Origin of the sequence: Sphingorhabdus arenilitoris, from assembly GCF_042651485.1 — a bacterium.
Taxonomy (GTDB): Bacteria; Pseudomonadota; Alphaproteobacteria; order Sphingomonadales; family Sphingomonadaceae; genus Sphingorhabdus_B; species Sphingorhabdus_B arenilitoris.
Window position 1 is genome coordinate 1,417,793 of the sequence record NZ_JBHSDH010000013.1, and the last position, 23,118, is coordinate 1,440,910.

Annotated in this window: 22 protein-coding genes; 10 read left to right on the top strand and 12 right to left on the bottom strand. The window is 54.3% G+C overall.

Translation table 11 applies throughout. The features are described 5' to 3' along the window. Nucleotides 1-81: 81 nt before the first annotated feature. From ACFOWX_RS10985 to ACFOWX_RS10995, 3 genes are all read left to right on the top strand, one after another. Nucleotides 82-564: a low molecular weight protein-tyrosine-phosphatase gene (locus tag ACFOWX_RS10985; RefSeq protein WP_381424038.1), complete on the top strand. Its 483-nt coding sequence runs from the start codon at nucleotides 82-84 to the stop codon at nucleotides 562-564. 379 nt (nucleotides 565-943) lie between these two features. After that, on the top strand, nucleotides 944-1,687 hold the full coding sequence (locus tag ACFOWX_RS10990) for a Bax inhibitor-1/YccA family protein (RefSeq protein ID WP_381424040.1): 744 nt from the start codon (nucleotides 944-946) through the stop codon (nucleotides 1,685-1,687). Between the two features lie 168 nt (nucleotides 1,688-1,855). Beyond that, on the top strand, nucleotides 1,856-2,584 hold the full coding sequence (locus tag ACFOWX_RS10995; protein ID WP_381424042.1) for a hypothetical protein: 729 nt from the start codon (nucleotides 1,856-1,858) through the stop codon (nucleotides 2,582-2,584). Nucleotides 2,585-2,638: 54 nt separating this feature from the next. Here the strand turns inward: ACFOWX_RS10995 and ACFOWX_RS11000 are convergent, their stop codons facing one another. Then, nucleotides 2,639-3,067 carry a CBS domain-containing protein gene (locus tag ACFOWX_RS11000; RefSeq protein ID WP_381424044.1) on the bottom strand — a complete coding sequence of 143 codons (429 nt, stop codon included), beginning with the start codon at nucleotides 3,065-3,067 and terminating at the stop codon, nucleotides 2,639-2,641. A gap of 64 nt (nucleotides 3,068-3,131) precedes the next feature. Between ACFOWX_RS11000 and ACFOWX_RS11005 the strand changes: the two genes are divergently transcribed. Together ACFOWX_RS11005 and ACFOWX_RS11010 are read left to right on the top strand one after the other, a co-directional pair. After that, nucleotides 3,132-3,425, top strand: a complete 294-nt coding sequence (locus ACFOWX_RS11005; RefSeq protein WP_381424046.1) for a hypothetical protein — start codon at nucleotides 3,132-3,134, stop codon at nucleotides 3,423-3,425. A gap of 12 nt (nucleotides 3,426-3,437) precedes the next feature. Next, nucleotides 3,438-3,833: an acyl-CoA thioesterase gene (locus tag ACFOWX_RS11010; protein ID WP_381424048.1), complete on the top strand. Its 396-nt coding sequence runs from the start codon at nucleotides 3,438-3,440 to the stop codon at nucleotides 3,831-3,833. 28 nt (nucleotides 3,834-3,861) lie between these two features. Here ACFOWX_RS11010 and ACFOWX_RS11015 read toward each other — a convergent pair whose 3' ends face one another. The 4 genes from ACFOWX_RS11015 to prmC all read right to left on the bottom strand — a co-directional run bounded on the left by ACFOWX_RS11015 (nucleotide 3,862) and on the right by prmC (nucleotide 8,691). After that, complete coding sequence (locus ACFOWX_RS11015; protein ID WP_381424050.1) at nucleotides 3,862-5,472, bottom strand: DUF4139 domain-containing protein; 1,611 nt, start codon at nucleotides 5,470-5,472, stop codon at nucleotides 3,862-3,864. Between the two features lie 11 nt (nucleotides 5,473-5,483). Continuing rightward, on the bottom strand, nucleotides 5,484-6,899 hold the full coding sequence (locus ACFOWX_RS11020; RefSeq protein ID WP_381424052.1) for a DUF4139 domain-containing protein: 1,416 nt from the start codon (nucleotides 6,897-6,899) through the stop codon (nucleotides 5,484-5,486). A 100-nt stretch (nucleotides 6,900-6,999) separates the two neighbouring features. Continuing rightward, nucleotides 7,000-7,614, bottom strand: coding sequence for a DUF4167 domain-containing protein (locus tag ACFOWX_RS11025; RefSeq protein ID WP_381424054.1), 615 nt, complete (start codon nucleotides 7,612-7,614; stop codon nucleotides 7,000-7,002). Between the two features lie 222 nt (nucleotides 7,615-7,836). Further along, nucleotides 7,837-8,691 (bottom strand): peptide chain release factor N(5)-glutamine methyltransferase, encoded by an 855-nt coding sequence (prmC, locus tag ACFOWX_RS11030; RefSeq protein WP_381424056.1) that lies wholly within the window; start codon nucleotides 8,689-8,691, stop codon nucleotides 7,837-7,839. 116 nt (nucleotides 8,692-8,807) lie between these two features. On the opposite strand from prmC, the gene ACFOWX_RS11035 reads away from it, so the two are divergent. Further along, a complete protein-coding gene (locus ACFOWX_RS11035) occupies nucleotides 8,808-9,404 on the top strand; it encodes a fasciclin domain-containing protein (protein ID WP_381424058.1) in 597 nt (198 codons plus the stop codon). Between the two features lie 51 nt (nucleotides 9,405-9,455). Here the strand turns inward: ACFOWX_RS11035 and phbB are convergent, their stop codons facing one another. The 4 genes from phbB to ACFOWX_RS11055 all read right to left on the bottom strand — a co-directional run bounded on the left by phbB (nucleotide 9,456) and on the right by ACFOWX_RS11055 (nucleotide 14,604). Continuing rightward, nucleotides 9,456-10,178 carry an acetoacetyl-CoA reductase gene (gene phbB / locus ACFOWX_RS11040; RefSeq protein ID WP_381424060.1) on the bottom strand — a complete coding sequence of 241 codons (723 nt, stop codon included), beginning with the start codon at nucleotides 10,176-10,178 and terminating at the stop codon, nucleotides 9,456-9,458. Between the two features lie 147 nt (nucleotides 10,179-10,325). Beyond that, nucleotides 10,326-11,324, bottom strand: a complete 999-nt coding sequence (gene hemH, locus ACFOWX_RS11045) for a ferrochelatase (RefSeq protein ID WP_381424062.1) — start codon at nucleotides 11,322-11,324, stop codon at nucleotides 10,326-10,328. A gap of 14 nt (nucleotides 11,325-11,338) precedes the next feature. Then, a complete protein-coding gene (locus ACFOWX_RS11050) occupies nucleotides 11,339-13,603 on the bottom strand; it encodes a xanthine dehydrogenase family protein molybdopterin-binding subunit (RefSeq protein WP_381424064.1) in 2,265 nt (754 codons plus the stop codon). 20 nt (nucleotides 13,604-13,623) lie between these two features. Beyond that, on the bottom strand, nucleotides 13,624-14,604 hold the full coding sequence (locus ACFOWX_RS11055) for an Mrp/NBP35 family ATP-binding protein (RefSeq protein WP_381424066.1): 981 nt from the start codon (nucleotides 14,602-14,604) through the stop codon (nucleotides 13,624-13,626). Nucleotides 14,605-14,676: 72 nt separating this feature from the next. On the opposite strand from ACFOWX_RS11055, the gene hflK reads away from it, so the two are divergent. The 4 genes from hflK (at nucleotide 14,677) to ACFOWX_RS11075 (ending at nucleotide 19,920) form a co-directional block, all read left to right on the top strand. Next, nucleotides 14,677-15,840, top strand: a complete 1,164-nt coding sequence (hflK, locus tag ACFOWX_RS11060; protein WP_381424068.1) for an FtsH protease activity modulator HflK — start codon at nucleotides 14,677-14,679, stop codon at nucleotides 15,838-15,840. Beyond that, a complete protein-coding gene (gene hflC / locus ACFOWX_RS11065) occupies nucleotides 15,840-16,688 on the top strand; it encodes a protease modulator HflC (protein WP_381425025.1) in 849 nt (282 codons plus the stop codon). The genes hflK and hflC overlap by 1 nt, the downstream gene beginning before the upstream one ends. A 169-nt stretch (nucleotides 16,689-16,857) precedes the next feature. After that, nucleotides 16,858-18,348: a trypsin-like peptidase domain-containing protein gene (locus ACFOWX_RS11070; protein WP_381424070.1), complete on the top strand. Its 1,491-nt coding sequence runs from the start codon at nucleotides 16,858-16,860 to the stop codon at nucleotides 18,346-18,348. A gap of 258 nt (nucleotides 18,349-18,606) precedes the next feature. Beyond that, on the top strand, nucleotides 18,607-19,920 hold the full coding sequence (locus tag ACFOWX_RS11075; RefSeq protein WP_381424072.1) for an ammonium transporter: 1,314 nt from the start codon (nucleotides 18,607-18,609) through the stop codon (nucleotides 19,918-19,920). Between the two features lie 41 nt (nucleotides 19,921-19,961). Here ACFOWX_RS11075 and ACFOWX_RS11080 read toward each other — a convergent pair whose 3' ends face one another. The 3 genes from ACFOWX_RS11080 to ACFOWX_RS11090 form a co-directional block, all read right to left on the bottom strand. Beyond that, nucleotides 19,962-21,122 (bottom strand): acyl-CoA dehydrogenase family protein, encoded by a 1,161-nt coding sequence (locus tag ACFOWX_RS11080; protein WP_381424074.1) that lies wholly within the window; start codon nucleotides 21,120-21,122, stop codon nucleotides 19,962-19,964. A 113-nt stretch (nucleotides 21,123-21,235) separates the two neighbouring features. Then, nucleotides 21,236-21,565, bottom strand: coding sequence for a hypothetical protein (locus tag ACFOWX_RS11085; RefSeq protein ID WP_381424076.1), 330 nt, complete (start codon nucleotides 21,563-21,565; stop codon nucleotides 21,236-21,238). A 106-nt stretch (nucleotides 21,566-21,671) separates the two neighbouring features. Then, complete coding sequence (locus tag ACFOWX_RS11090) at nucleotides 21,672-23,078, bottom strand: NAD(P)H-dependent flavin oxidoreductase (protein ID WP_381425027.1); 1,407 nt, start codon at nucleotides 23,076-23,078, stop codon at nucleotides 21,672-21,674. Nucleotides 23,079-23,118 lie beyond the last annotated feature (40 nt).

A 23,118-nucleotide genomic window follows, 5' to 3' on the forward strand; every position in this document is an offset into this window, starting at 1 on the left:
CGCTCTCCTCTTTATTTTTATTCTCTCTGCGTTAATGCGTAAGCAAGCCGTAGACAAAGCGCAAGCCAAGAAGAGTGCCGCATGACCGTCATCCGTCCGATACAATCCGTTTTATTCGTCTGCTTGGGCAATATCTGCCGTTCTCCCCTCGCCGAGGCAGCTATGCGTCAAGCCGCTAAGCAGAAGGATTTGACGCTGAAGATTGACTCTGCTGGCACGGGCGACTGGCATATTGGCCATGCCCCGGATCGGCGCGCTAGGGCTGCGGCGCTGCAATATGGCGGCATTGATATTTCGGCATATAAGGCGCGGCAAGTGCGCCAAAGCGATTTTGTGGAATTTGATCTGATTTGCGCTTTGGACAGCAATAACCTTACCGATTTACAGGCCATGAGCGGGACCGGGACGGCGCAGTTAAGCTTGCTGCTTGACCATTTGCCGGGCTGGCAGGGGCAAAGCGTGGCTGATCCCTATTATGGCGATGAAGATGACTTTGCCTCCTGCTGGCATCAGGTGCAGGCGGCCACCGAAAGTCTGGCGCATATGCTGGCAAAAAATGGTTAGGGTCCGGACCCAATAGAAACAGCATCGAGGCGTCAAAATGGCAAAGATATTGGGGCAAAATGCGCGCAGTCAGGCAGTTATTCTGCCTGCAAGCGTATTTTGCGACGAGATCGAAGCCATTTTGACGTCCTTTAGGATTTGACCCATTTTGCCCAGTGCTGCGTCAGCAAGCCTTGAGATATATGTATATCCCGGCGGCTCACTTCCTAGCCCTGAGCAAAATGGCTTCAAACCTCGGTGCTGTTTCTATCGAGTCCGGACCCTAACTCCCCGGTCACGATATTCTTTGCGTAATTTGTCCGGTTTTGCTTGAAATAGACTGAAAAACACCCGATATTATCGAATAAGGCTATCGTGCCGTGTTTTTGAGGAGATTATTATGTCCGAATGGCTAGACCCGCAACAACGTCAAGCGGAAGCCGCTATGGCTTCGCGGGCCGGTGTCCAAGAAGCCGCAGCGATTGATCAGGGACTTCGGTCCCATATGCTGAAAGTCTATAATTATATGGCGTCGGCTGTGCTTTTGACCGGCATTGTCGCCATGACATTTGCGCAAACCCAATTTGCGCAAGATTTGATGTTGAACCCTAGCTTGCTTAGCTGGGTAATCATTCTTTCGCCGCTGGTCGCTGTATTGGTGATGAGCTTTGGCGTGAACAAGCTGTCAACTCCGGCTTTGCAGGCAATTTTCTGGGGCTTCGCTGTCCTTATGGGATTGTCCATGTCGCGTATCTTCATGATGTTCACCGGCGAGTCTATCGCACAAACCTTTTTTGCTGCCTCGGCTGCTTTTGCAGGTTTGAGCTTGTGGGGTTACACGACGAAAAAGGATTTGAGCGGCTGGGGTAACTTTCTGATCATGGGTGTGGTCGGCTTGATCGTCGCATCGATTGTGAATATTTTCTTGGGCTCAGACACAATGGGCTGGGTTATCAGCTTTCTGGGCGTCCTGATTTTTGCAGGATTGACCGCCTATGACACGCAGATGATCAAGAATGTCTATTTGCAGGTGCGCGGTTCCGATATGGTCGGCAAAGCGGCCATCATGGGTGCGTTGAGCCTGTATCTGGACTTTATCAATATGTTCCAGTTTCTGCTGAGCTTCTTTGGCAGTCAGGATTGATGGTTCGACCATTAAATCGAAGGTTCATGTAAAATCAGCTATAAAGGCCCGGTTGGAAACTTCCGGGCCTTTTTCTTTGTCCCAAAAGCTAAGCCCCCTTTATTTTTCCGGCGACATGGTGTTGAACGGTGATTAACAGGAATGGGCAATGGTAATGGAGAATATCAAATGAGCTTGGGGCTTCGCAACTTGGGTGTGGTTTTCGCCTTCACGGTCATTGCAGCTTGCACGCCAAAGCCGCCGCCCGCTCCCATTCCGCCACCGCCGCCAGTCATTGTCGCGCCCCCGCCGCCGCCAGCTCGGCCGCTTCCGCCTGCGGGTGCTGCGGCGACGTTAATTATGCCTCCCGTTGGTATTGACGGCGTCCGTGAAACACCCAACAGGTTTATCAGCAGCAATGAAGCCGTGTGGCATTTCCGTTCCGCGATCAACGTCGCCGCGCTCAATTGTCAGGGTCCGGTATGGGATGCAATTGCAACCAATTACAACAGCTTCATCGGCAATAATAAATTGACGCTGCGCAAAATCAGCAAGGTGATCGATCAGGAATATAAAACCCGCTATCCCGGTGAAAATGCTTTGCGGGTTCGCGATACCAAAATGACCGATTTATATAATTACTTCTCCTTACCAACGGTCAGACAAGAATTCTGCGATGCTGCGCTGATCAAAAGCCAAGAAGCCGCTGCAGTCGATTGGCGCGTTTTGCCCGAATATAGCGTCGGTGCATTGAGCGACCTAGACGGAATTTTCATCCGCTTTTTCGACAGCTATGCCCAATATGAGGCGAAACTGGCCGAATGGAACCGCTTATACGGCGCGCCAGCGCAAGCCAGCGGCCTTGCTCCCACAGGCTATGCCCCGTCCGCAGATATCAGCAGCGAACCGATCGGATAAATTAGCGGGAGGGCCAGTGTCTTTCGTATTTTTGTCCCAAATGCACCGCCCCATTTACGCCATTTGGATATAATCGCGCATTGCCGCCGCTTCTGCTTCGATTTTTTCTATCCGGTGTTTGACCAGATCGCCGATGGAAATAAATCCGGTCAGATTTCCTGCGTCGACCACCGGCAAATGCCGGATACGCCGCCGCGTCATAAGCGAAAGCGCGGATAATATCGGTGTGTCGCTGCTCACCATTATGGCGGGCGCAGTCATCACCTCCCCCACTTTTTTATCGAGCATTGCGGTTCCATGCATGGCCAAACCGTAAATCACATCGCGCTCGGAGAATATACCTGCAACGATATTTCCGTCCATAACGGGAAGCGCGCCAATTTTTTGTTCGGCAAGCCGCGCCGCGGCTAATGCAACGCTCTCATCTGCTGTGGCATTATATATGGGGCCTTCGCGGCCTGCTAATATCGCTGATATTGTCATATCCCTCTCCTATTCGTCTTGCGTCTGGGCAAGGTTATAGCATAGAGAAGCGTCAGGATAAAATATGGTGAACCCCTCCCCCCTTGATGATCCCGATTATGCGGAATTTGCGTGGAAGCGTTATTGGCGGCTGATGCGCTGGATGGCGGCGTTTACCATATCGATCACCATATTGGTGCTGGGTGCATTTTGGTTCAAATATGGCTGGGTATCGATCCATTTCTACATTGCCACAGCCGGAGCGATGATTGCTGCGATATTACTCACCGCAAGCCTGATGGGGCTTGTCTTCTTGTCCAGCGGTACGGGGCATGACGAATCCATCGACGACCCATTCCGCGACGAAGCCGACAAATAAAGGTATATCCTTATGACCGATGAAATACGCAATCTGCCGAAACGCAGCGACCCCGTGCTGCGGGTGGTGCCTGCGCAAAAGGATATTAACGCCAATGGCCATATTTTCGGCGGATGGGTGCTGAGCCAGATGGACATCGCTGGCGGGATAGTTGCGGCGCGCATTGCACAAGGTCCGACGGCCACCGTCGCAATTGAAACGATGGAATTTATCGCACCGATTTTGCTGCGCGATATTATCTCTGTCTATGCGAAATTGGAGAGACGCGGGCGGTCATCCATGGCTATTCGGATCGAAGTGATCGCGACGCGCGACCGGGGACAGCAAGAGGTTAAGGTAACCGAAGGTCTGTTCACTTTCGTTGCGCTAGATGAAAATCACCGGCCGCGGCCTCTACCACAGGATTAGGCCCAGGATTGGCAACGGGATTAGGCGGTCACCGCTTAAAGCTGATGCGATAGGCCAAATTCATTTCATCATTGCCGGGCAGCGTGACAAACCAGATATTCTTGCCATCCACGCGGCGGACATTATCGGGCAACCTCCCTATCCCCTCTGGCAATTCAATCTCTGCCTCAATGTCAAACGGGTTGGCATTGGTTAGTTTCAGGCTGATATCATATCCATTGGCGTCATTTGCAGTGATCAGATGGAGAAGCTTTACCTGATTGCTGGCGGGCATGACCCATTCAATCTTATCCCCGACGGCGCGGTCGGCGACTTTTACTTCACCGGCCAGCAAATAAGCGGACATGGCATTTTCGAATACCATCCCTTGCCCGGACGGTAGCGGCACGCCAAGGCCTTTTTCCTCGTCATTTTTGCTGATCAATGTCGGCAGGACCGGAATATAATTGTTGCCGCCATATAGGGTCTCGCGCTTCACCCGGTATATCAGCTTAAATTCCGCCTCCGGCTGCACGATCATCGCGACTTGTTTCTGCCCTTTGGCCTTCACGTCCATCGGTTCGGGCACGCGGTATAATTTCAAATCGCCAAGTTCCTCCTGCTGCGCCACAATTGCGGGCGCTGGCGGAGGAGGAGGAGGCGCGGGTGCCATCGCCATCTCCATAGGCGCCCCCTTCATCCGCGATGCTGTGACAATAATTGATTCAGCCGCCGCATCCTCATATTCGACGAAGGATGGATTGGTGAAGGTGCCATAAGGCTGCCGAAAGGGCACTTGATCGGTGCGCTGCATTGGCCAGCATTGTAGTCGCAAAAACGGGTCAGGACCAGCGGGAAGCGCAGCATTGCGTTCTTTATTCAGCTTTCCTGCCACCACCTGCAGGCTCGCCTGATCAAAGCTTTGATTGCCGCCATTGGCCACGGTGAGCCAGGCAAAGACATTCATATCCAGTTTATGATCCGCCGCAATATCGCCTGCATTCAGCACATAATTGGCCTGCCAGTCAAAACCAGCAGCCATATAGCTGAGCGTGACGGTGGCGTTCACCGCTTTGCTGCTTTGCGTGATAACCGACAATGTCGGCTTTGCTGCCAGATCCTTTGGTACGCGCGCAAAATTCAACTTTTCAGGAAGGCCGGTGCAGCGTAGCGCTTCAAAGCCCTCACCAGTTTCCAATATCACGCCGCCGCCGGGACCTGCGGTAATCATCGCATTTTGTTTGCGCGATATGCCGGTTGCCTTGTTGGTGCGGGTCAGCTCAACCTCGCGCTTCAGATAGGCATCGATCAATCCGGCGGGTGACAATAGCCGGGCATCGCGGTTTTTCTCTTTGACCCCTTCGGGCAGGCCGGTGACAATGGCGCTTTCGGGATACATACCCTCTGACACGCCTTCAAATCGGATCACCGATTCGCCCGCTGGAATCTGGATCGTGCGCGTTTCAGTGATGAGCGCATAGCCCCCGGGCCAATTTGAGTTAATCACCTGCTCACCCCGGTAGGGATCACGATACACCGTCATAATCACCGATGCCGGTCCGTCCGATGTCACCAGCGCCGGGCCTTTTGCCTGCACGGCTGCGGGTAACGCGGCATATAGCGCGGTAAGGGAGCCAGCCAAAGCAAAGACGAAGCGCATAATCATGCGGATTAGTAACGACTGTCAAATGTAACGCTCAGCGTCGCCTTGCCATTGGCAGACACCGGCACTTTCCACTCCATTTTATCGGCAGAAACGCGGCTGCCTTCTTGGCTCTGCTGTATGACGCGGACATCGCCCCACAGACCGGCCTGCGCCAAATCAACGGTGATATCCTTGGCGCTGGCATTGGTTAGATCATAACGCATTTTTGTGCGCCAACGGCGGCTGTTAATCCGGGTGCGTTCTTCGACGACGGTTTTCACCTTCACGTCGAATGCCTCCCCTGTGCGGATCGACATGGAACTGCCCATGGGCGTATTTTCGATGATGCTTTCGCCAATGAACTGCGGATCGCCCCGCTTGTCTTTCATATAGACGCGCATGGTGCCTTGGGGCAGTTGATCACCCAATCCGCCGCCCTTGCCAGTGGTTGAAAATTTCAGCACCGACGCTGCACTGGCCGCTTCGTTCGTGGACAGCCAGCCATTGGTAAATTCATAGGTGCTTTTGGCCGGCGCGCGCTTCACATCCAGGAAGCTAACTTGTTTCTGCTGCGCATTGGCAATCGTTGTCCGCTCCGCCAAAGGATACAGATAATTGTCACCCAATCGTTCGCGGTCATTGCTTTCGGTTCCGGCCTCATCAATGGTACCAGTGGGCCAACTGTAGCCACCTCTAAAGCCGCCGCCATTGTTGGTGTTACCGGCGACGAGCAGCACGTTAGCCTCTTTGTAGCCGGTGCCTGTATTGTTGGTCAGCGTAACCCAACCTTGCACATCAATAGTCTGCGCGGCGTCGTCAAATAACGTGACATAATCGGCGCTCCAACCCAGACCCGGCGTCAGATAGCTGAGCGTGGCGGGAACATTGCCGCCCTGCGCCTCCACCGTCACCGACAGCGTGGGCCGCGCCCGCATGTTCGGCGGCACTTTGTCAAATATCACGCGCACAGGCAAGCCATCGTCGCGCAGCACTTCTATCGTATCTCCAATTTGCAGGACGACGCCGCCATTGACCGCGAGGACCTTTGCCCGCACCCGCGTTTCCGCGCCGGTTGCAACATTAGTCCGTAACAATGTGACGGTTTGACCCACCGCCTTTTCCATCAATTTTGCCGGGGTCAGCAAATCATAATCGAAATTTTGCTCCACAATGCCGATACCCGGGCCTGATAGGGTAACTGTCTCGGGGCGGATGACCGCCGATACATCCGGAAGCTCTTGTTTAGAACGGCCTTTAGGAAGGGATAGCTGCCTGACATCTTGGATCAGCGATTGGCCATTTTGATAGATGGTAACCGCAACATTGCCCTGCGCATTATCTTCGCCTGGAACGGGAATATCACTGCTTTGCGCCAATAAGGGCAAAGAAGCCGCTCCCCCTATTCCCAACAGCAAACCGCGTAGCAAGAATATGCGCATCATCGTGTCTCCCCTTTGGATAGTTTCCAGAGGATGACTTATTTCGCGCTAGATTGCTACAAGCTTAATATAAATTTGCGAATTTTGGGATTGAGCCAATAACCTATTCGGCTGCGTCCAAGGTTTCGTCCGCCGACTTGACACGCCGTGCACGCGGCTTCCGCGCTGGTTTTGCAGGTTTTTCTTCGTCATCAGACAGCGTTGAAATAGACGGCGGCAGGACACTCACGTCCAATCCGCCCTCATCGCTATCCTGCCCGCGATCATCGTTTTTCGGCTTCCGCCGCCCGCGCGCCGGTTTATCGCTGACTTCACGAGGCTTGCGCTGCTCCTTCGGCGCTTCTTCCTCATCGCCCGCATCTTCATTGCCATCGTTCGAATCATGGCTGACTTCGTCTTGATCGTCATCATCGTCGCGCGGATTTTTCCGGCGCTGTTGATGTTCTTCCTGCTTTGCCTCCTGACGGAGACGGAAATCTGCCAATACCCGGAAATAATGATCGGCGAATTGATGATAATATTCGGCATTTACGCGGTCGTCATTATGCTGCGCATCGCTGGCCAGTTTCTTGTATTTTTCAAGCATCTGAGCCGCATTACCGCGCGCACGATTGTCGATCCGGTTTTGATGGTCAAAACCGCTGCGGTTGTTGTTATTTGACCTGTTATTATTATTGCGACCGCGACGCCGGTTATTCGATTGACGATTATTATTCATCCGGGATTATCCACCCTCATATTGTTGTTTCATGATCGGCAAAATTCGCCCGCCCCTGCTTTTCCAATACCCATGAAGCTGTGCCTCGCGTTAAGGCCCCTTTGGCCTTGTCAATTCCATCTTTCGCTGGGGGCGGCTTTGTGCAAACACTTAAAAAGGAATAATGCACCAAAGCAATTTGTGCCTTAGCTGCTTGATCCGGCGATTCCAAGCAAAAAAATTTCATCCCGCCCTGGTGAGGGTTAATGCTCTTGGGTTTCCGGCAAGGTCATGCGTCAAAACCGCTTTGAAACCAGCGGCTTGTGCTATTTCTGACACAGATTGTGCTTGCGCAGCGCCAATCTCAAAAATGGCGGCGCCGTCCGGTGCCAATATACCGGCTATCTGCGGAATAATGACCCGATAATCGTGCAGCCCATCATCGCCCGCAAACAATGCAGAGGCAGGCTCATAATCGCGCACCATCGGTGACAAATCGGCGTCATTTTCCACATAGGGCGGATTGCATAAAATCAGATCAAACCGGCCGCCAAGCTGCTGCGTCCAGCCATCTTCATGCCAGCTGAGGCAGGATAGATGCAGCCGGTTTGCAAAGCCAGTATGATCGGCATTTTGCGACGCGATGGCGAGTGCCGCCGCGCTGGCGTCAATTGCGGTGCCCCGTGCCCGCGGAAATAAAGACAGTGCCGCCAATATCAGCGCGCCCGACCCCGTGCCTAGGTCCAATATTTCTGCTGGATGTTGTGTGCCGGCAAAATATTTTTCAGCGGCATCTATCAATGTTTCGCTATCGCTCCTGGGGATCAGAACATCGGACGTGACGCAAAGTGTCAGATCCCAAAAATGCTGGACCCCGGTGATATAAGCCACAGGTTCATGCGCCACCCTCCGCGCCAGCATTGCTTCAAATGATGCAGGAACGCGCAGATCCTGATGCCGCATCAGCATTTCATTCCGGTCCATACCCAGCGCATGGGCCAATAAAATTTCGGCGTCCAAACGCGCTGTATCGCTAACCAGCGATAGGTCGGTGGCGGCTTCTGCTAAGCGGGATATGATGGTTTTTTCGGTTATCACGCGGCGTTTTTAGCTCGCTCGGACGCTCTTGTCTTGCGGCATATAAAAAATATTGCATCCATTATGCGCTCTCGTTCGTTGCTATAGTTGGTAGTAACCACAATAGGAGAAACACCATGAAGAAATTTAACATTGCTTTGGTCACCGGGTTATCCGCATTAGCACTGTCCGCTTGTTCAGGATCCGAGACAGCCGCGCCGAGCGGGGATGACACAACCACTGTCGAAGATATGCCAGTCGAGGGCGGTGATGCGATGCCTACCGCCGAAGAAAACATCGTTCAAATTGCGCAAGGCAATCCAGCGACTTCGACTTTGGTTGCCGCTGTCACCGCTGCCGGGCTGGGTGAAACTTTGTCAGGTACAGGTCCTTTCACGGTCTTTGCCCCCACAAATGATGCCTTTGGCAAAGTGGACAAAGCAACGCTCGACGGTTTGATGAAGCCCGAAAGCAAGGACGCGCTTGGCGGAATTTTGAAATATCACGTTGTGGCCGGAAATGTGATGGCAGCCGATGTGGTGAAGATGATCACTGATGGCGGCGGAAAGGCGATGATCAAAACGCTGAATGGCGAATTGACCGCAACAATGGACGGCGACAAGGTCGTCTTGACCGACGCCAATGGCGGAAAATCGACTATCACTGGTACCGATATTAAGGCCAGCAATGGCGTAATCCACACCATTGACACCGTGGTAATGCCGAAAAGCTAACATAGCCAACACCCCTGCCCAGCGGTTCACAACGCTGGGCGGGGATAGTTTTTAATACATATGCTGACCGCCATTGATCGACATGGTCGAGCCTGTCACGAATGCTCCATTTTCGGATGCAAAAAATCCAACACCGCGGGCGATTTCGTCGGCTTGACCCAAGCGGCCCACCGGTATCTTTGCAATGATTTTTTCGAGCACCGCTTCGGGCACAGCCGCGACCATATCGGTATCAATGTAACCTGGCGCAATCGCGTTCACGGTGACACCATATTTCGCGCCTTCCTGAGCTAGCGCTTTGGTAAAACCGTGAATACCCGATTTTGCGGCGGCATAGTTGACCTGACCATATTGACCGGCCTGACCATTGATAGAACCGATATTGATAATCCGGCCCCATCCGCGTTCCCGCATTCCGGGAAAGCAAGCTTTTGCCATGTTAAAGCACCCGCCAAGATTGACCCGCATCACTTCATTCCAATCGTCAAAGCTCATCCGGTGTAAGGTGCCATCGCGGGTAATGCCGGCATTGTTGACGACAATGTCTACGTCACCCAAATCGGCAGCGACCTGAGCGCAACCTTCCATACAGGCGTCATAATCGCCAACATCCCATTTGTAGGTGGCTATTCCTGTCCGGTCGGCAAATTCCTGTGCCTTGGCATCATTGCCCGCGTAATTTGCCACAACCGTATGACCCATTTTTTTGAGCCGTAAACTGATCGCCTCGCCAATACCCCGGGTGCCGCCGGTTACAATTGCCACTCTGCCCATGATGATGCTCTCTCCTGAAAAACTGATATTTGGTTTTTCACGACTAGCAGGGATTTGACGCACGGCAAGTTGACGCAAACGTCAGTTATATATTGCGCACAATAATCGCAGCATAATGACATTTTGCCGCATGACTATCGCGCGCATCTATAGCCAACCAGATAACTCCCGCCGCACCAGATGTTCGATCATATCCATTCCCGGCTCGCCGCTGTTCAAACAGGGCAGATAGGCAAAATGGGTGCCGCCAGCTTCTTCAAATTGATGCTTGCCCTCCATTGCCAGCTCCTCCAGCGTTTCAAGGCAATCGGAGGAAAATCCGGGGGCAAAAATGGCTAGTTTCTTCTGACCCTCTTGCGCCAACCTCTCCAGCGTCACGTCGGTCGCAGGGTCCAGCCATTTGGCCCTGCCAAAGCGCGATTGGAAACTGACCTCCATCGGAATGCCCATTGCCTCCGACAATAGACGGGCGGTTTTACGGCAATGGCAATGATAGGGATCGCCCAGTTCCAATGTGCGTTCGGGCATACCATGGAAACTGGCGAGCACCACATCGGGCGTAAAATCCAGCCCGGCCAGTTGCGCCTCCAATGTTGTCTTCAGCGCGCCGATATAAACCGGATCATCATAATAAGGCGGCAGCGAACGGAGCGCCATTTGCCAGCGCATTCCCGCCAGCGTGCGATATGCCTCATCCATCACGGTCGCGGTCGTTGCCCCGGAATATTGCGGGTACAAAGGGGCCAGCAATATTCGTTCGCACCCATCGTCCTTCATGGCGCGCAATTGCTGCTCAATCGATGGCTGACCATAGCGCATGGCATAACGCACGTCAGCTGCGTCGCCCATCCGCGCCGCCAATGCCTCTGCCTGCGCCGCTGTATGCCATGCCAAGGGCGATCCTTTATCAGTCCAAACTTTTGCATAAGCGGCGGCCGATTTTTTAGGCCGGGTATTCAAAATAATCCCGCGCAATATTGGCTGCCATACAAGCGGCGGAATTTCGACAACGCGCCGGTCCGACAAAAATTGTTTCAAATATCGTTTCACCGCAGACGGCGTGGGCGCGTCAGGTGTTCCCAAATTGACAAGCAACACCCCGGTTTTGGGTGATTTTATCGGCGGATGATCGGAAGGTATCTGCATCAACGTCTTATGGGTTACAGACCGCGTGAAAGCAATGGCAGCTCTCTTAATCGGACACCTGATGCCGAAAAAAGCGCATTGGCGATGGCGGGAGCGACAGCAGCGACGCCCAATTCGCCGATCCCGCCGGGTTCTTCGTCGCTGCGGATAAATTCTATCTCAACCTCTGGCACGTCTGACAATATCGGCAAATCAATATCACGCAGCCGCCGCGCCGTGGGCAGGCCAGCCTCAAATTCTGTCGACGCGCCCAATGCCTGGGCCAGGCCAAAAACAATGCCGCCTTCAATCTGTTGCCGGGCAATATCGGGGTTGATGATCCGTCCGCAATCCACGGTTGCCGAAATGCGGGTAACGCGCACGCCATTTTCATCGGTTCGCGCCGAGGCAATGACGGCGATATAGCTGCCACGCATATGATGGCAGGCAATGCCCTTACCGCTGCCATCCGCGCCGCCGTCCCAGCCAGCCAGCGCCGCCACTCCCGTCAGGCACCTGGCAAGCCGCGTTTGCCCGACGAGCATCTGCATCCGGTAGGATAATGGTTCGACCGCGGCTTTTGCCGCCAGTTCATCGATGAAGCATTCAACAAAAAACGCGGTGTAACTATCTGCATTTCCGCGCCACCGGCCCGATGGAATAGGCAGCTTTGCCGGGAAATGCTCCACCGCCAGATTGGGAATCGCATATAGCGGGAGCGCGCCTTCAATCGCCGAAGCGTCAAACGTCTCACTGGCGGTTTTAATCGCGTCCAGCGGCGGCGCACCCTCCAATCGCTGCGCCAATTCGCGGCCACTTGACGGCACGGCGATACGCACGGAAAGCCCCTGCACCTGATTGCTGACATCCAATGTGGCGGCCATTTTGGCGATGGCGGGCGAACGATAATGGTCGCGCATAAAATCTTCGGGCCGTGACCAGATCACCTGCACCGGACGGCCCGCTTGCTTGGTCAGTATCGCCGCTTGTGCTGCAATTTCTGCGTCCAGATTGCGGCCAAAGCTGCCCCCCGACATCATCGGGAAAAGCACGACGTTATTTTCGGCTATACCAATCGCTTTTGCCGCTGCCGCGATTGCCGCTTTGGGAGCTTGCGATCCGATCCAGAGGCGCAGACGGCCATTGCTATAATGTGCGGTGGCACTGCGTGTCTCCAGCGGCGCGTGCACCGCCGCGCTGACCGTATAATCGGCGTCGATCAACCGCGTTCCATTTTCCTTTGCCAATGTCCCTTCATAGGACCCAACATTATGCAGCCGCCAACCTTTTCCTTTGGAAAAACGGCTTTCCAGATGCTCGTTGATGAAGCTGCTCTCGGCCAATCGCCCCTTTGTCTCAAATAGCGGAGCGAGTATATCTAAGGCCTGATTTGCTGCCCACCAATTGCTGCCCAATACCGCAATCCACCGCTGCGTAGTGATTGCCGACAGCACGCCTTTCATACCTTTTAGTGCTTTTTTATTATAGGATTTTAATGTGGTGTCGCCAAAGGGCCCGGCACGAACCGAAGCATACAGCATATCGGGCAGCCGAATGTCACCGGCAAAGCTGCTGCTGCCGTCCACTTTCGCTGCGACATCAAGCCGCATGACATCTTTACCGCTAATCCCATTATCGGGTGACGCGCGCAGCGGCACCGGGTCAGGCGGCGTCAGCTCGGCCGCCGCCGCAACCAGCTCAGCAAAGGCCAGCCGTTTTTTGCCGAAGGTTACAAAGCCGTTTTCCGTGTCGGTATTTTCCCACTGCGTATCCCACCGGTCCGCTGCGGCTTGACATAACAGCACCCGTGCCGCCGCACCCGCCTCCCGCGCGGCTTGTTCAAATTGCCGCACCGATGATGATCCTGCCGTAATTACAAAGCCGTGCCGTTCGGCATATTGGCCGATCAGGCCGCCTATATCGATTTTGGTCACATCAATGCCAGAACCCACAAAGGACGCGGCCCATTCACGCGCCAAAAGCGTATTGGCAAATAATGGGTTGGGCATGGCGGGCTGCACCGCGACCGTGCGCCAATCTGCCCCCAATTCGCCGGCAACAATCTGCGCCAAGACCGTGAACACGCCCTGCCCCATTTCGGCCTGCGGGATGGCGACGACGATTTGACCGTCTTCGGCAATTTTAATCCACGGGCCAAAAACATATTCACCCTCAGCTGCGGCCAGATTGGGGGCATATTGGCGCGGCCACAATGCGTAGCCGACGATAAGCCCTGCCCCCACTCCGCCGCCGATCAGCAACTGACGGCGGCTTAATCCTTTTGATTGCTTGCCTTCCATATTGTCCCGCCCTGCTGTTTCTATCCGCCCATATTCGCTGTGCGCTGGTCCGCCCAGTCCGCGACCTTTGCCGCAATATCAGCATAGGCTTTGGCAATCGGCCCGTCTCCGAGAGCGGGCGGCACACCATCGTCGCTCGCATGGCGAATGGCAATGTCAAGCGGGATGCGGCCAAGAAAGGGCAGATTAAGCTCTTTTGCCGCCGCTTCCGCGCCGCCGGCACCAAATGGATTGCTGACATCGCCGCAATTGGGGCATATATAGCCTGACATATTTTCAACAACGCCAATGATTGGCACCTTTGCCTGATCAAAAAAACTAATCGCGCGGGCCGCATCGATCAGCGCCAGATCCTGAGGCGTGGAGATAATAACGGCGCCAATGGGCTTATGCTTTTGCACCATCGACAATTGTATATCGCCGGTTCCGGGGGGCAAATCGACAATCAGTTCGCGGACGCTGCCCCAATGGGCGTCAACCAATTGGGTCAGCGCATTGCCCGCCATTGGCCCGCGCCATGCAATCGCTTGCCCAGGCTTGGCGAGCTGACCCATGGATAAAAACGGTATGCCGCCCGCGCCTATGACCGGCAGCATTTTTTTCTCCTCCGCCACTGGCTTTGAACCTTCCATGCCGAGCAAACGCGGCTGTGATGGTCCGTAAATATCTGCATCAACAAGGCCAACCGCGCGGCCCGCCCGTGCCATTGCAACGGCCAGATTGGCCGACAGCGTCGATTTGCCAACGCCGCCCTTCCCGCTCGCCACCGCGATCAGATCAGGCGCAGACCGCTGTGCTGTCTGCAAAATTCGCACGGCATCTATGCCGTCCAATCCGGCCAAGGCAGCCTCTGCCTGCTGTGCAATGTAATTGCGGGCGGATGGCGCAAGACCCGACATGTCCAGCATCACTGTAAGCTGACCATCTTTGGTCCGGATCGCGCCCACCCGACCATCTGCAAAGGGGGTGAGCAATTTGAAAATCTGTTCATCAGTAACCATAAAAATAGCGAATAGAGTCAGTTTTGCAGGATTGACACTGTTTTTCTGAAATATGCTTCCTATAAAGAAATTATGGACAATATGATTGATAACGGGGCGGGCAAACCGCACAAAAGTGAAAGCAATGGGCCATGGGACAATCCCGGGGGCGGAAATGGTGCCGGCAAGGGCGGTTCGCCTGCGCCATCGGGGAGCGGAAATCAGCCTGCCGATGGCGGCAAAAAAGGCGGCAATCCTTGGGAGCCTGTTTCCATAGAGGGCGGCAAGGCGAAGGGCAAAGAACGCGGCCCGTCTTTAGAAGAATTGCTCCGCCGTGCGGGCGGCGGGGGCGGCGGCGGCGGATGGGGCGGCTTGCCCAAACGCGCCGACGGTAAATCCTACTGGCCGTTTATCGTAATTGGATTGGCCGCGCTATGGATTGGTTTTACCAGCATTCACCGGATAGACGCCGCCGAAAGCGGAGTGGTAACACAGCTTGGCAAATATAACCGTACCATGGGTCCGGGTATCCAATGGACGTTGCCGGCCCCGTTTGAAATGATGGAAAAGGTCAATACCGGGGAGTCGCGCACGATCACCATCGGGGCGCCAGGTACGAAAGCTGAAAATCTTATCTTGACGCGGGACCGCAATGTTATCGACATGGCGTATAATGTGCGTTGGCAAGTGGCCAATCCCGATCAGTTCCTGTTCCAATTGGACAATCCCAATGACACGGTCAGCGAAGTCGCGGAAAGCGCAATGCGGGCGGCAGTCGCCAATTTTGACCTGACCGCAGCGATTGGCCCCGGGCGCGGTGAAATACAGGCAGACGTGAAAAAACGGATGCAGGAAATTTTGAACAGCTACCGCGCGGGCATCATGGTTCAAGCCATCGATATTCAGGAATCGGAAGCCCCAACAGAGGTCAAAGAAGCGTTCCGCGCCGTCAACGCCGCCAAGCAGCAGCGCGAAGGCTATTTGAACGAAGCCCGCAAATATGCGCGGCAGGTGACCGAAAGAGCCATTGGTGAAACCGCCGAATTTGACAAAATTTATGAACAATACCGGCAGGCGCCAGAGGTTACCAAAAGGCGGCTTTATTATGAAACCATGGAAGAAGTTTTGAGCCGCACGGACAAAACGATCGTAGAGCCAGGCAATGTCACGCCGTATCTGCCCTTGCCCGAATTGGCGCGCCGCAGCAAAGCCGCCGAACCAGCGGCAAGTGATGTAAAAGTTCAGGGGAAGAAATGATGGACCGTAATATCATGAAAAACCCGATTGCGCTTGCATTGGGCGCATTGGCACTGGTTGTTTTGAGCAGCATGACGGTATCTGTTGTACCCGAAACGAAACAGGCGATTGTCACCTCCTTCGGTGAACCAAAACGCATCGTGAACGCCTATAAAGAAAATGAAAATTTCGGTTCGACCAACGCCGGCTTGACCTTCCGGATCCCGTTTGTTGAACAGATACAAGAAATTGATAAACGGGTGTTGAGCGTTCAGATGGAACCGCAGGAAGTGCTATCGACCGATCAGTTGCAGGTGCAGGTCAATGCCTTTGCCCGTTACCGGATTACCAAACCGTTGATGATGTATAAATCGGTGCGGACCGAAGCTGCGCTTAATTTACGCTTGGCCGAAACATTGGGTTCATCCTTGCGCAACGAGCTGGGCCGCCGGTCATTTGACACATTGCTGAGCGCCGAACGCGGTCAGGTGATGCAGAATATCGAAACGCAGCTCAACCGCGAAGCCCGGAAATACGGGGCAACCGTCATTGATGTGCGGATCAAGCGAGCGGACCTGCCCACCGGCACCCCGCTCGATTCGGCTTATGAACGGATGCGGTCGGCCCGAGAGCAAGAACGCGCCACCATTCAGGCCGAAGGTTTGAAAGAAGCGCAGATCATCCGCGCCGAGGCGAATGCCGAAGCGGCCCGTATCTATGCCGAAAGCTATGGCAAGGACGCGCAATTTTATGATTTCTACCGCGCCATGCAAAGTTATCGCCAGACATTTTTGAGCCCTGATGCTGAAACAAATATGATTTTGTCGCCGAACAACGATTATCTGCGAAAGTTTAAGGAAGGGCAGTAAATAAAGGCTGGGATAACCCAGTCAAATGTCGTTTGTCGAAGCATATTGATTTTGGACGGATCACGGCCATGCGGCAAAACGTCATTCAATTGCCGTTCAGCTTCGCGCTATAGGGACAGGCAAGAGGGCGGAGTTATCGCCATTTGAACAACAAGAGAGGAAAAAATCTGTGCGTATTGCTTATTCTGTAACAACGGCTTTGTTGCTGACGGGAAGCGTGATTTCCTTGGTCACTGGAAACCCGGTTACCGCACAAACCGCCGTTCCCGTGTCGCAAGCCGGCCTCGCACCGGCCGGCGCGCCCAACAGCTTCGCCGATTTGGCCGCTCAATTGCAGCCGGCGGTTGTCAACATCGCCACCAAGCAAAAGGTCCGCGTCGCAACCAGCTTCAATCCCTTCACTGGCGAACAACGCCCGATTGAGCGCGAACAGGCCAGCGGCGGATCGGGCTTCATCATTTCGTCCGATGGTTATATCGTAACGAATAACCACGTCATTGCCAGCGGCACTGGGCAGAATGATGAAGTAGATAGCGTCACCGTCACCTTATTTGGCGGCAAGGAATATGCAGCGGAAATTATTGGCCGCGACGTGACCTCCGACGTGGCGGTGATTAAGATTAAGGCAAAGGACCTTCCTTTTGTGGAAATGGCGTCATCGCAGGAAAGCCGCGTCGGTGACTGGGTGATTGCCATCGGCAACCCGCTGGGCCTTGGCAGCACGGTGACCGCAGGGATTATTTCCGCATTACAACGTAATATCGGCGCGGGCGGCGCGTATGACCGGTTTATTCAAACCGACACCGCGATCAACCCCGGCAACAGCGGCGGTCCTTTGTTCAACCTCAAAGGGCAAGTCATTGGCATCAACAACCGCCTGATTTCGCCCATTGGCGCGAATATCGGCGTGGGCTTTGCTATCCCCGCAGAAGAAGCAGAACCAGTTGTAGAGGCACTGCGCAAGGGCGAAAAGCTGCAGCGTGGTTACCTGGGAATTGGTATTCGCCCCGTGGATGAAGATACCGCCGATTCGCTGGGCATCGCAAAAAATCGCGGTGAGCTTGTAGGTAATATTCAGCCCAATCAACCGGCGGCGAAAGCTGGATTGATGGAAGGTGACATTGTGCTCAAAGTCGCGGGCAAAGAGGTAACCCCAGAGCAGACTTTGTCTTACATTGTTGCGAATATCAAACCCGGCACCAAAATCACGCTCGACATATTGCGCAAGGGCAAACCGAAAAAGATCGATGTTGTCGTTGGCGAACGGCCAACCGAACAGGAAATCGCGCAAAGCAATTTCAACCCAGATGAAGAAAAAGATTTTCAAGGCGATACCGAAAGCAGCGATGCGAAAGTCATTCGTGACAGCTTTGGTATCAGCGTCCTGCCGATGGATGAACGCATCGCCCGTCAGCTCGGTATGCCCGCCGACCAAAAAGGCCTTGTGGTTGACATTGTCGGGCGCGCCGGAACTGCCGCAGCAAAAGGACTGCGCCGGGGCAATGTGATTGTATCTGCAAATTACAAGGACATTGGCACAACAGCGGACCTCGTCGCGGCGATCAAAGAAGCCAAAACTGCCGGCCGCCGCACGCTTCTTTTGGGGGTAAAACCGCAGCGCGGCGCAACCCAATATGTGGCGGTTGCTATCGCTGAATAAACCAGCTGAACCGAATAGAAAAAGCCCCGCATTGACAGTCAGTGCGGGGCTTTTTTATGTTCAACGGCCTTGCGCTTAGCAAACAGTGGCCTGGCCTAGGCCATTGGGGACCGTCATCCGTTGATCACCATCGCCTGGCCATCCCAGCGCCATAATAAAACGCCAAATATACCTTAACTTTTGTAATTTATAGATTGAGCCAATCGCTGCTCTGGCTTAGTCAGGCGCGAGAACTTATAGCGGGTTCAGGGGACAGCAATGAGAAAACTATTCACAGCAGCAATATTGGGTGCAGGCTTGCTAGCCGCGCCTGCCATTGCACAAGATGCCGCAGCGGCTTCACCTGAAGTGCTGACCGATAGCGGGGATACAGCATGGATTTTAACCGCGTCGGCATTGGTGCTGATGATGACGTTGCCGGGACTGGCGCTATTTTATGGCGGTCTGGTCCGCGCCAAAAATTTCCTGTCGGTGCTGGTGCAAATCGGAGCGATTACGGCCCTTGTGTCGCTTTTATGGGTGGTGATTGGCTATAGCCTCGCATTTTCCTCCGATGGCGGCCCCTATATTGGAACCGTTCAAAATTTCATGTTTAATCAGATGCTTGCTGTACGGGAAGGGCAAACAATAGGGGAGCTGGTTTTTGGGCTGTTCCAAATGACCTTCGCAATCATAACGCCCGCGCTGATTGTAGGCGCATGGGTGGAACGAGCGCGTTTCGGGTGGGTTGTGGCGTTTTCGGCGCTATGGTCGCTGCTGGTCTATGCGCCGGTTGCTCGCTGGATATGGGGCAATGGATTTTTGGCCGAAGGCGGCACGATTGATTTTGCAGGTGGCATTGTCGTTCACACGACCGCAGGTATTTCCGCGCTGGTCGTCGCTATCATGCTGGGCAAGCGTGCAGGCTTCCCCAAAACATTGATGCTACCGCATAGCCCCGCGCTGACCGTGGCCGGTGCAGGCCTGTTATGGGTGGGCTGGTTTGGTTTTAACGGCGGATCGGCTCTGACGGCGAGCGATCTGGGCGCGGCCAGTGCGATCATCAACACGCATATCGCGGCATCCATGGCCGCGCTAATCTGGATGTTTGTTGAAAAAATAAAGGTGGGCAAGGCAACGGCGGTCGGTTTCGCGACAGGCGCAATTGCCGGACTGGCAACGATCACGCCCGCTGCAGGTTCGGTTGGTCCGGGCGGCGCGGTGATATTGGGACTATTGGGCGGGCTGGTTTGCTTTTATGCGGTTGGCCTCGTCAAAGGCACATTGCAAATTGACGATAGCTTGGACGTGTTTGCGGTGCACGGCGTCGGCGGCATATTGGGTTCGATCCTATTGGCTATTTTCGCGAGTGAAAGCTTTGGCGGTGCGGGCTATGGCGAAGGCGCCAGCATGGCGTCACAGCTGTGGATTCAGGTGAAAGCTGTGGGCATTGTCGCGGTCTATTCCGCGGTGGTCACGCTCGTTATCGGCTATATGGTATCCATGGTCATCCCGATGCGCGCCAGCGAAGATGCCGAACGCGACGGGCTCGATATTGCGAGCCATGGCGAGCGGGCATGGGATTTGGATTAGGGTCAGGACCTAAACGATAGCCACCACTCTAGCAGGCAGGTTCACCGCCGCTGGTCAAAACGGCGGCCGATCATTGCGCTGGCGATATTCACTTTTTGAATGTCGATTGCGCCGCCCGCTATGCCCCATCCCCATGCGTCGCGCATCCGGCGTTCCATCGGATATTGGCTGGAATAGCCATAGCCGCCCATCATCTGCACCGCATTGCCCGTGACGCTGCGCGCGATTTGATTGGCAAAGCATTTCGCTGTGCTGCTGTCGAGGATGGATGGAAGGCCATTATCGGCATTAACCGCTGCCCGGTGGATTAACAGGCGTGCGGCCTCCACCTCCATCTGCATTTCGGCGAATTTCATCTGAACCGCCTGAAAATCGGCGAGCGGCTTGCCAAATTGCTGCCGCTGCTGAACATATGCCAGTACGTCTTCCAGCGCCCCTGATGCCTGTGCCAGCGCCATGGTCGCATTGCCGCATCGTTCCAGATCAAATGCCTCCATCAACTTGGCAAAGCCGCCCGCCGGGACCACAATATTACCCAGCGGAACGCGGACATTGTCGAGATAAATATCCGCAGACGGAACCCCGCGAAAACCCATCAGCTGTTCCGGCTCTCCGAAACTTAATCCCGGCGTATCTTTTTCTACCAGCACCGCGCCTATCCCTTTGGCACCCGGCGCATCGGATAGCCGGGTATAGATCAAATAGGCATCGCTATGCCCGCCGCCCGAGCACCACCGCTTTGTGCCGTTTAGGATTACGTGATCCCCATCAGTTATGCCGCGCGTTTTCAAATCGGTCAGCGCGGTTCCGGCATCGGGTTCCGACATCGAAACAGCGACGATCATCTCGCCTGCACATACAGCCGGAACGACCCGTTTTTTAAGCGCATCGGGCGCAAAGTGGCGGATGGCATGGACGGGCCCTACATTTGCTTCAAAAGCCGGAAATGCGACCGCGCTCGATATTTTGGCCAGCTCTTCCAAAACGATGAGCGCTTCCAGATTGCCCAGCCCCATGCCGCCAAGTTCAGCCGGGATATTTATCCCCAAAAACCCCATTTGTGCCATACGTTGCACCATAGTATGAGGTAAAGCCGAGTTATTCTCCTCACATTGGGATACGAGCGGCGCCAACTCTTTTTGAGCGAAGGCACGTGCGCTGCGCTGCAATGCCAGCTGTTCCTCCGTAAGGTTGAAATCCATGGCTCCATCTCCTTTTTAATCGTGTGATTAAACATGAAGCTGGCTTTGCCGAGCGTCAATGAAAAATGGAGCTATAACAGCCTGCATGTTCCGTTTGATCTTGAACGACGCATCTATGCCAGATCGAATGCCATTTTTTTGAGCAAATCTATATCTATCGGTAAATCAAACCGGCAGCCATAGCACTGCCCTTCGCGCCAAATAATCGTGGCCCCTGTCATCACAATATTATCGAGGCTGAACATGATTCTGTCGCCGGGGAGAAGCGACGCAGGCGTGTAAAGGCGGCAGCCATAGACGGCAATCTCCGAAATATGGGCTTCATGCCGCCCCATTTTGCCCGTCTGCAATTGTACGAGGCGCAGCGCGACGATGTGGCGCGATGCCTCGCGCCGGTCCACGCGGTTGCCACGCCGCTGTTGGGGTAATCTTTCATGCCGCATGGTCAATGCCTCCTTTTAGCGGAGGGCTAGTTAAGCGGCCGGTGGTTAACGATCACCTGCAACCTGTCCATAGTGGAGCAGTTCAAAATCTCGCACTAGCTGCGGGTTAGTCGCCCGTAAGAATCCGGTCGACCAACTGCTTAACGGTAGGAACAAAACCATTGGAATAAAAAGGATCTTTGCCAAACATATACGCGCTATGTCCCGCAAACATCAGATTTTCATCAATCGGTTCACCATGAGCAATATTTTGCAACGCTTTTTGAATGCAGAAACTGCGCGGATCGGCCAGACGGCCCGTGCTGTTATTGTCATGGTCTTTCCACGACGAAAAACCGCAATGCGATAGGCATCCCATGCAATCCTTCTGATCTTTGCGGATCACATCGCGCGACGGCGGGGTGACGAAAACCAGCGTGTCATCGGGCGTCTTCAACGCTTCGGTAAAGCCGCGGGCATAATATTCGCGGGCCTTCATCAAATCGCCCGGCGTTACCCAGAAATTCTTACCCTTTACGCCGACATCCAGCTGCGCGCTATGCAAATCATCTTGTTCTTTGCGGAACGCGATCTGCCGGTCGCTGCGCGCTTGCAGCTCTTGCAAAAATGGATTGATCACCGCGCTCGAATAAAAACCAGTCGGTGAAAATTTATGCAGCAGCACGCCGTCCTCAGGGATTTTCGTCAGCGCATCTTTCCATCCTTGCGGAATGGGGCTTTCCTGTGTCAACAGGGGCCGGGTGCCATATTGAAACGCAATCTGGCCCAACTCTTCATTGTCAATCCAGTCATTCCAATCGCGCAAATGCCAAACGCCGCCCGCCATAATAATCGGCAAGTCATCCGATATACCCTCGGCACGCATCACGTCACGTAGCGCCTTTACCCGGGGATAGGGATCTTCGGGAGAGCGCGGGTCTTCGGCATTGGACAGGCCATTATGCCCTCCGGCGAGCCAAGGGTCTTCATAGACCACAGCGGCCATCCATTCGGGCACTTTATGATAAGCCCGCTTCCAAAGCGCGCGAAATGCCCGGGCGGAGCTTATGATCGGAAGATAGAAAACTTCATACTGAGCTGCAATTTCAGAGAGCTTATAAGGCATACCCGCACCGCAGGTTACGCCCTGCACCATGCCCTTGGTTTGCTCCAACACGCCATGCAATATACGCTGAGCGCCGCCCATTTCCCACAGGACATTGATGTTTATCGCGCCTTTACCGCCGGCGATTTCATAGGCACGCTTAATCTGTGCTACGGCGCCTCTTATGCCATATTCGACAAGCTCTTCGTGTCGTTCTTCGCGGGTTCGTCCATGGAACACTTGCGGGATGACATTGCCATTTTCGTCATAGCTATCGGCATTCACAGCAGAAATTGTGCCAATGCCGCCTGCGGCTGCCCAAGCGCCGCTGCTGGCATGATTCGTTGCTGCAACGCCTTTGCCGCCTTCGATTAACGGCCAAACTTCACGTCCAGCATATAGTATGGGTTTCAGACCCTTAAACACAATATTCGACCCCTATTATCTTAATTCTGTTCGCAAAATTTCT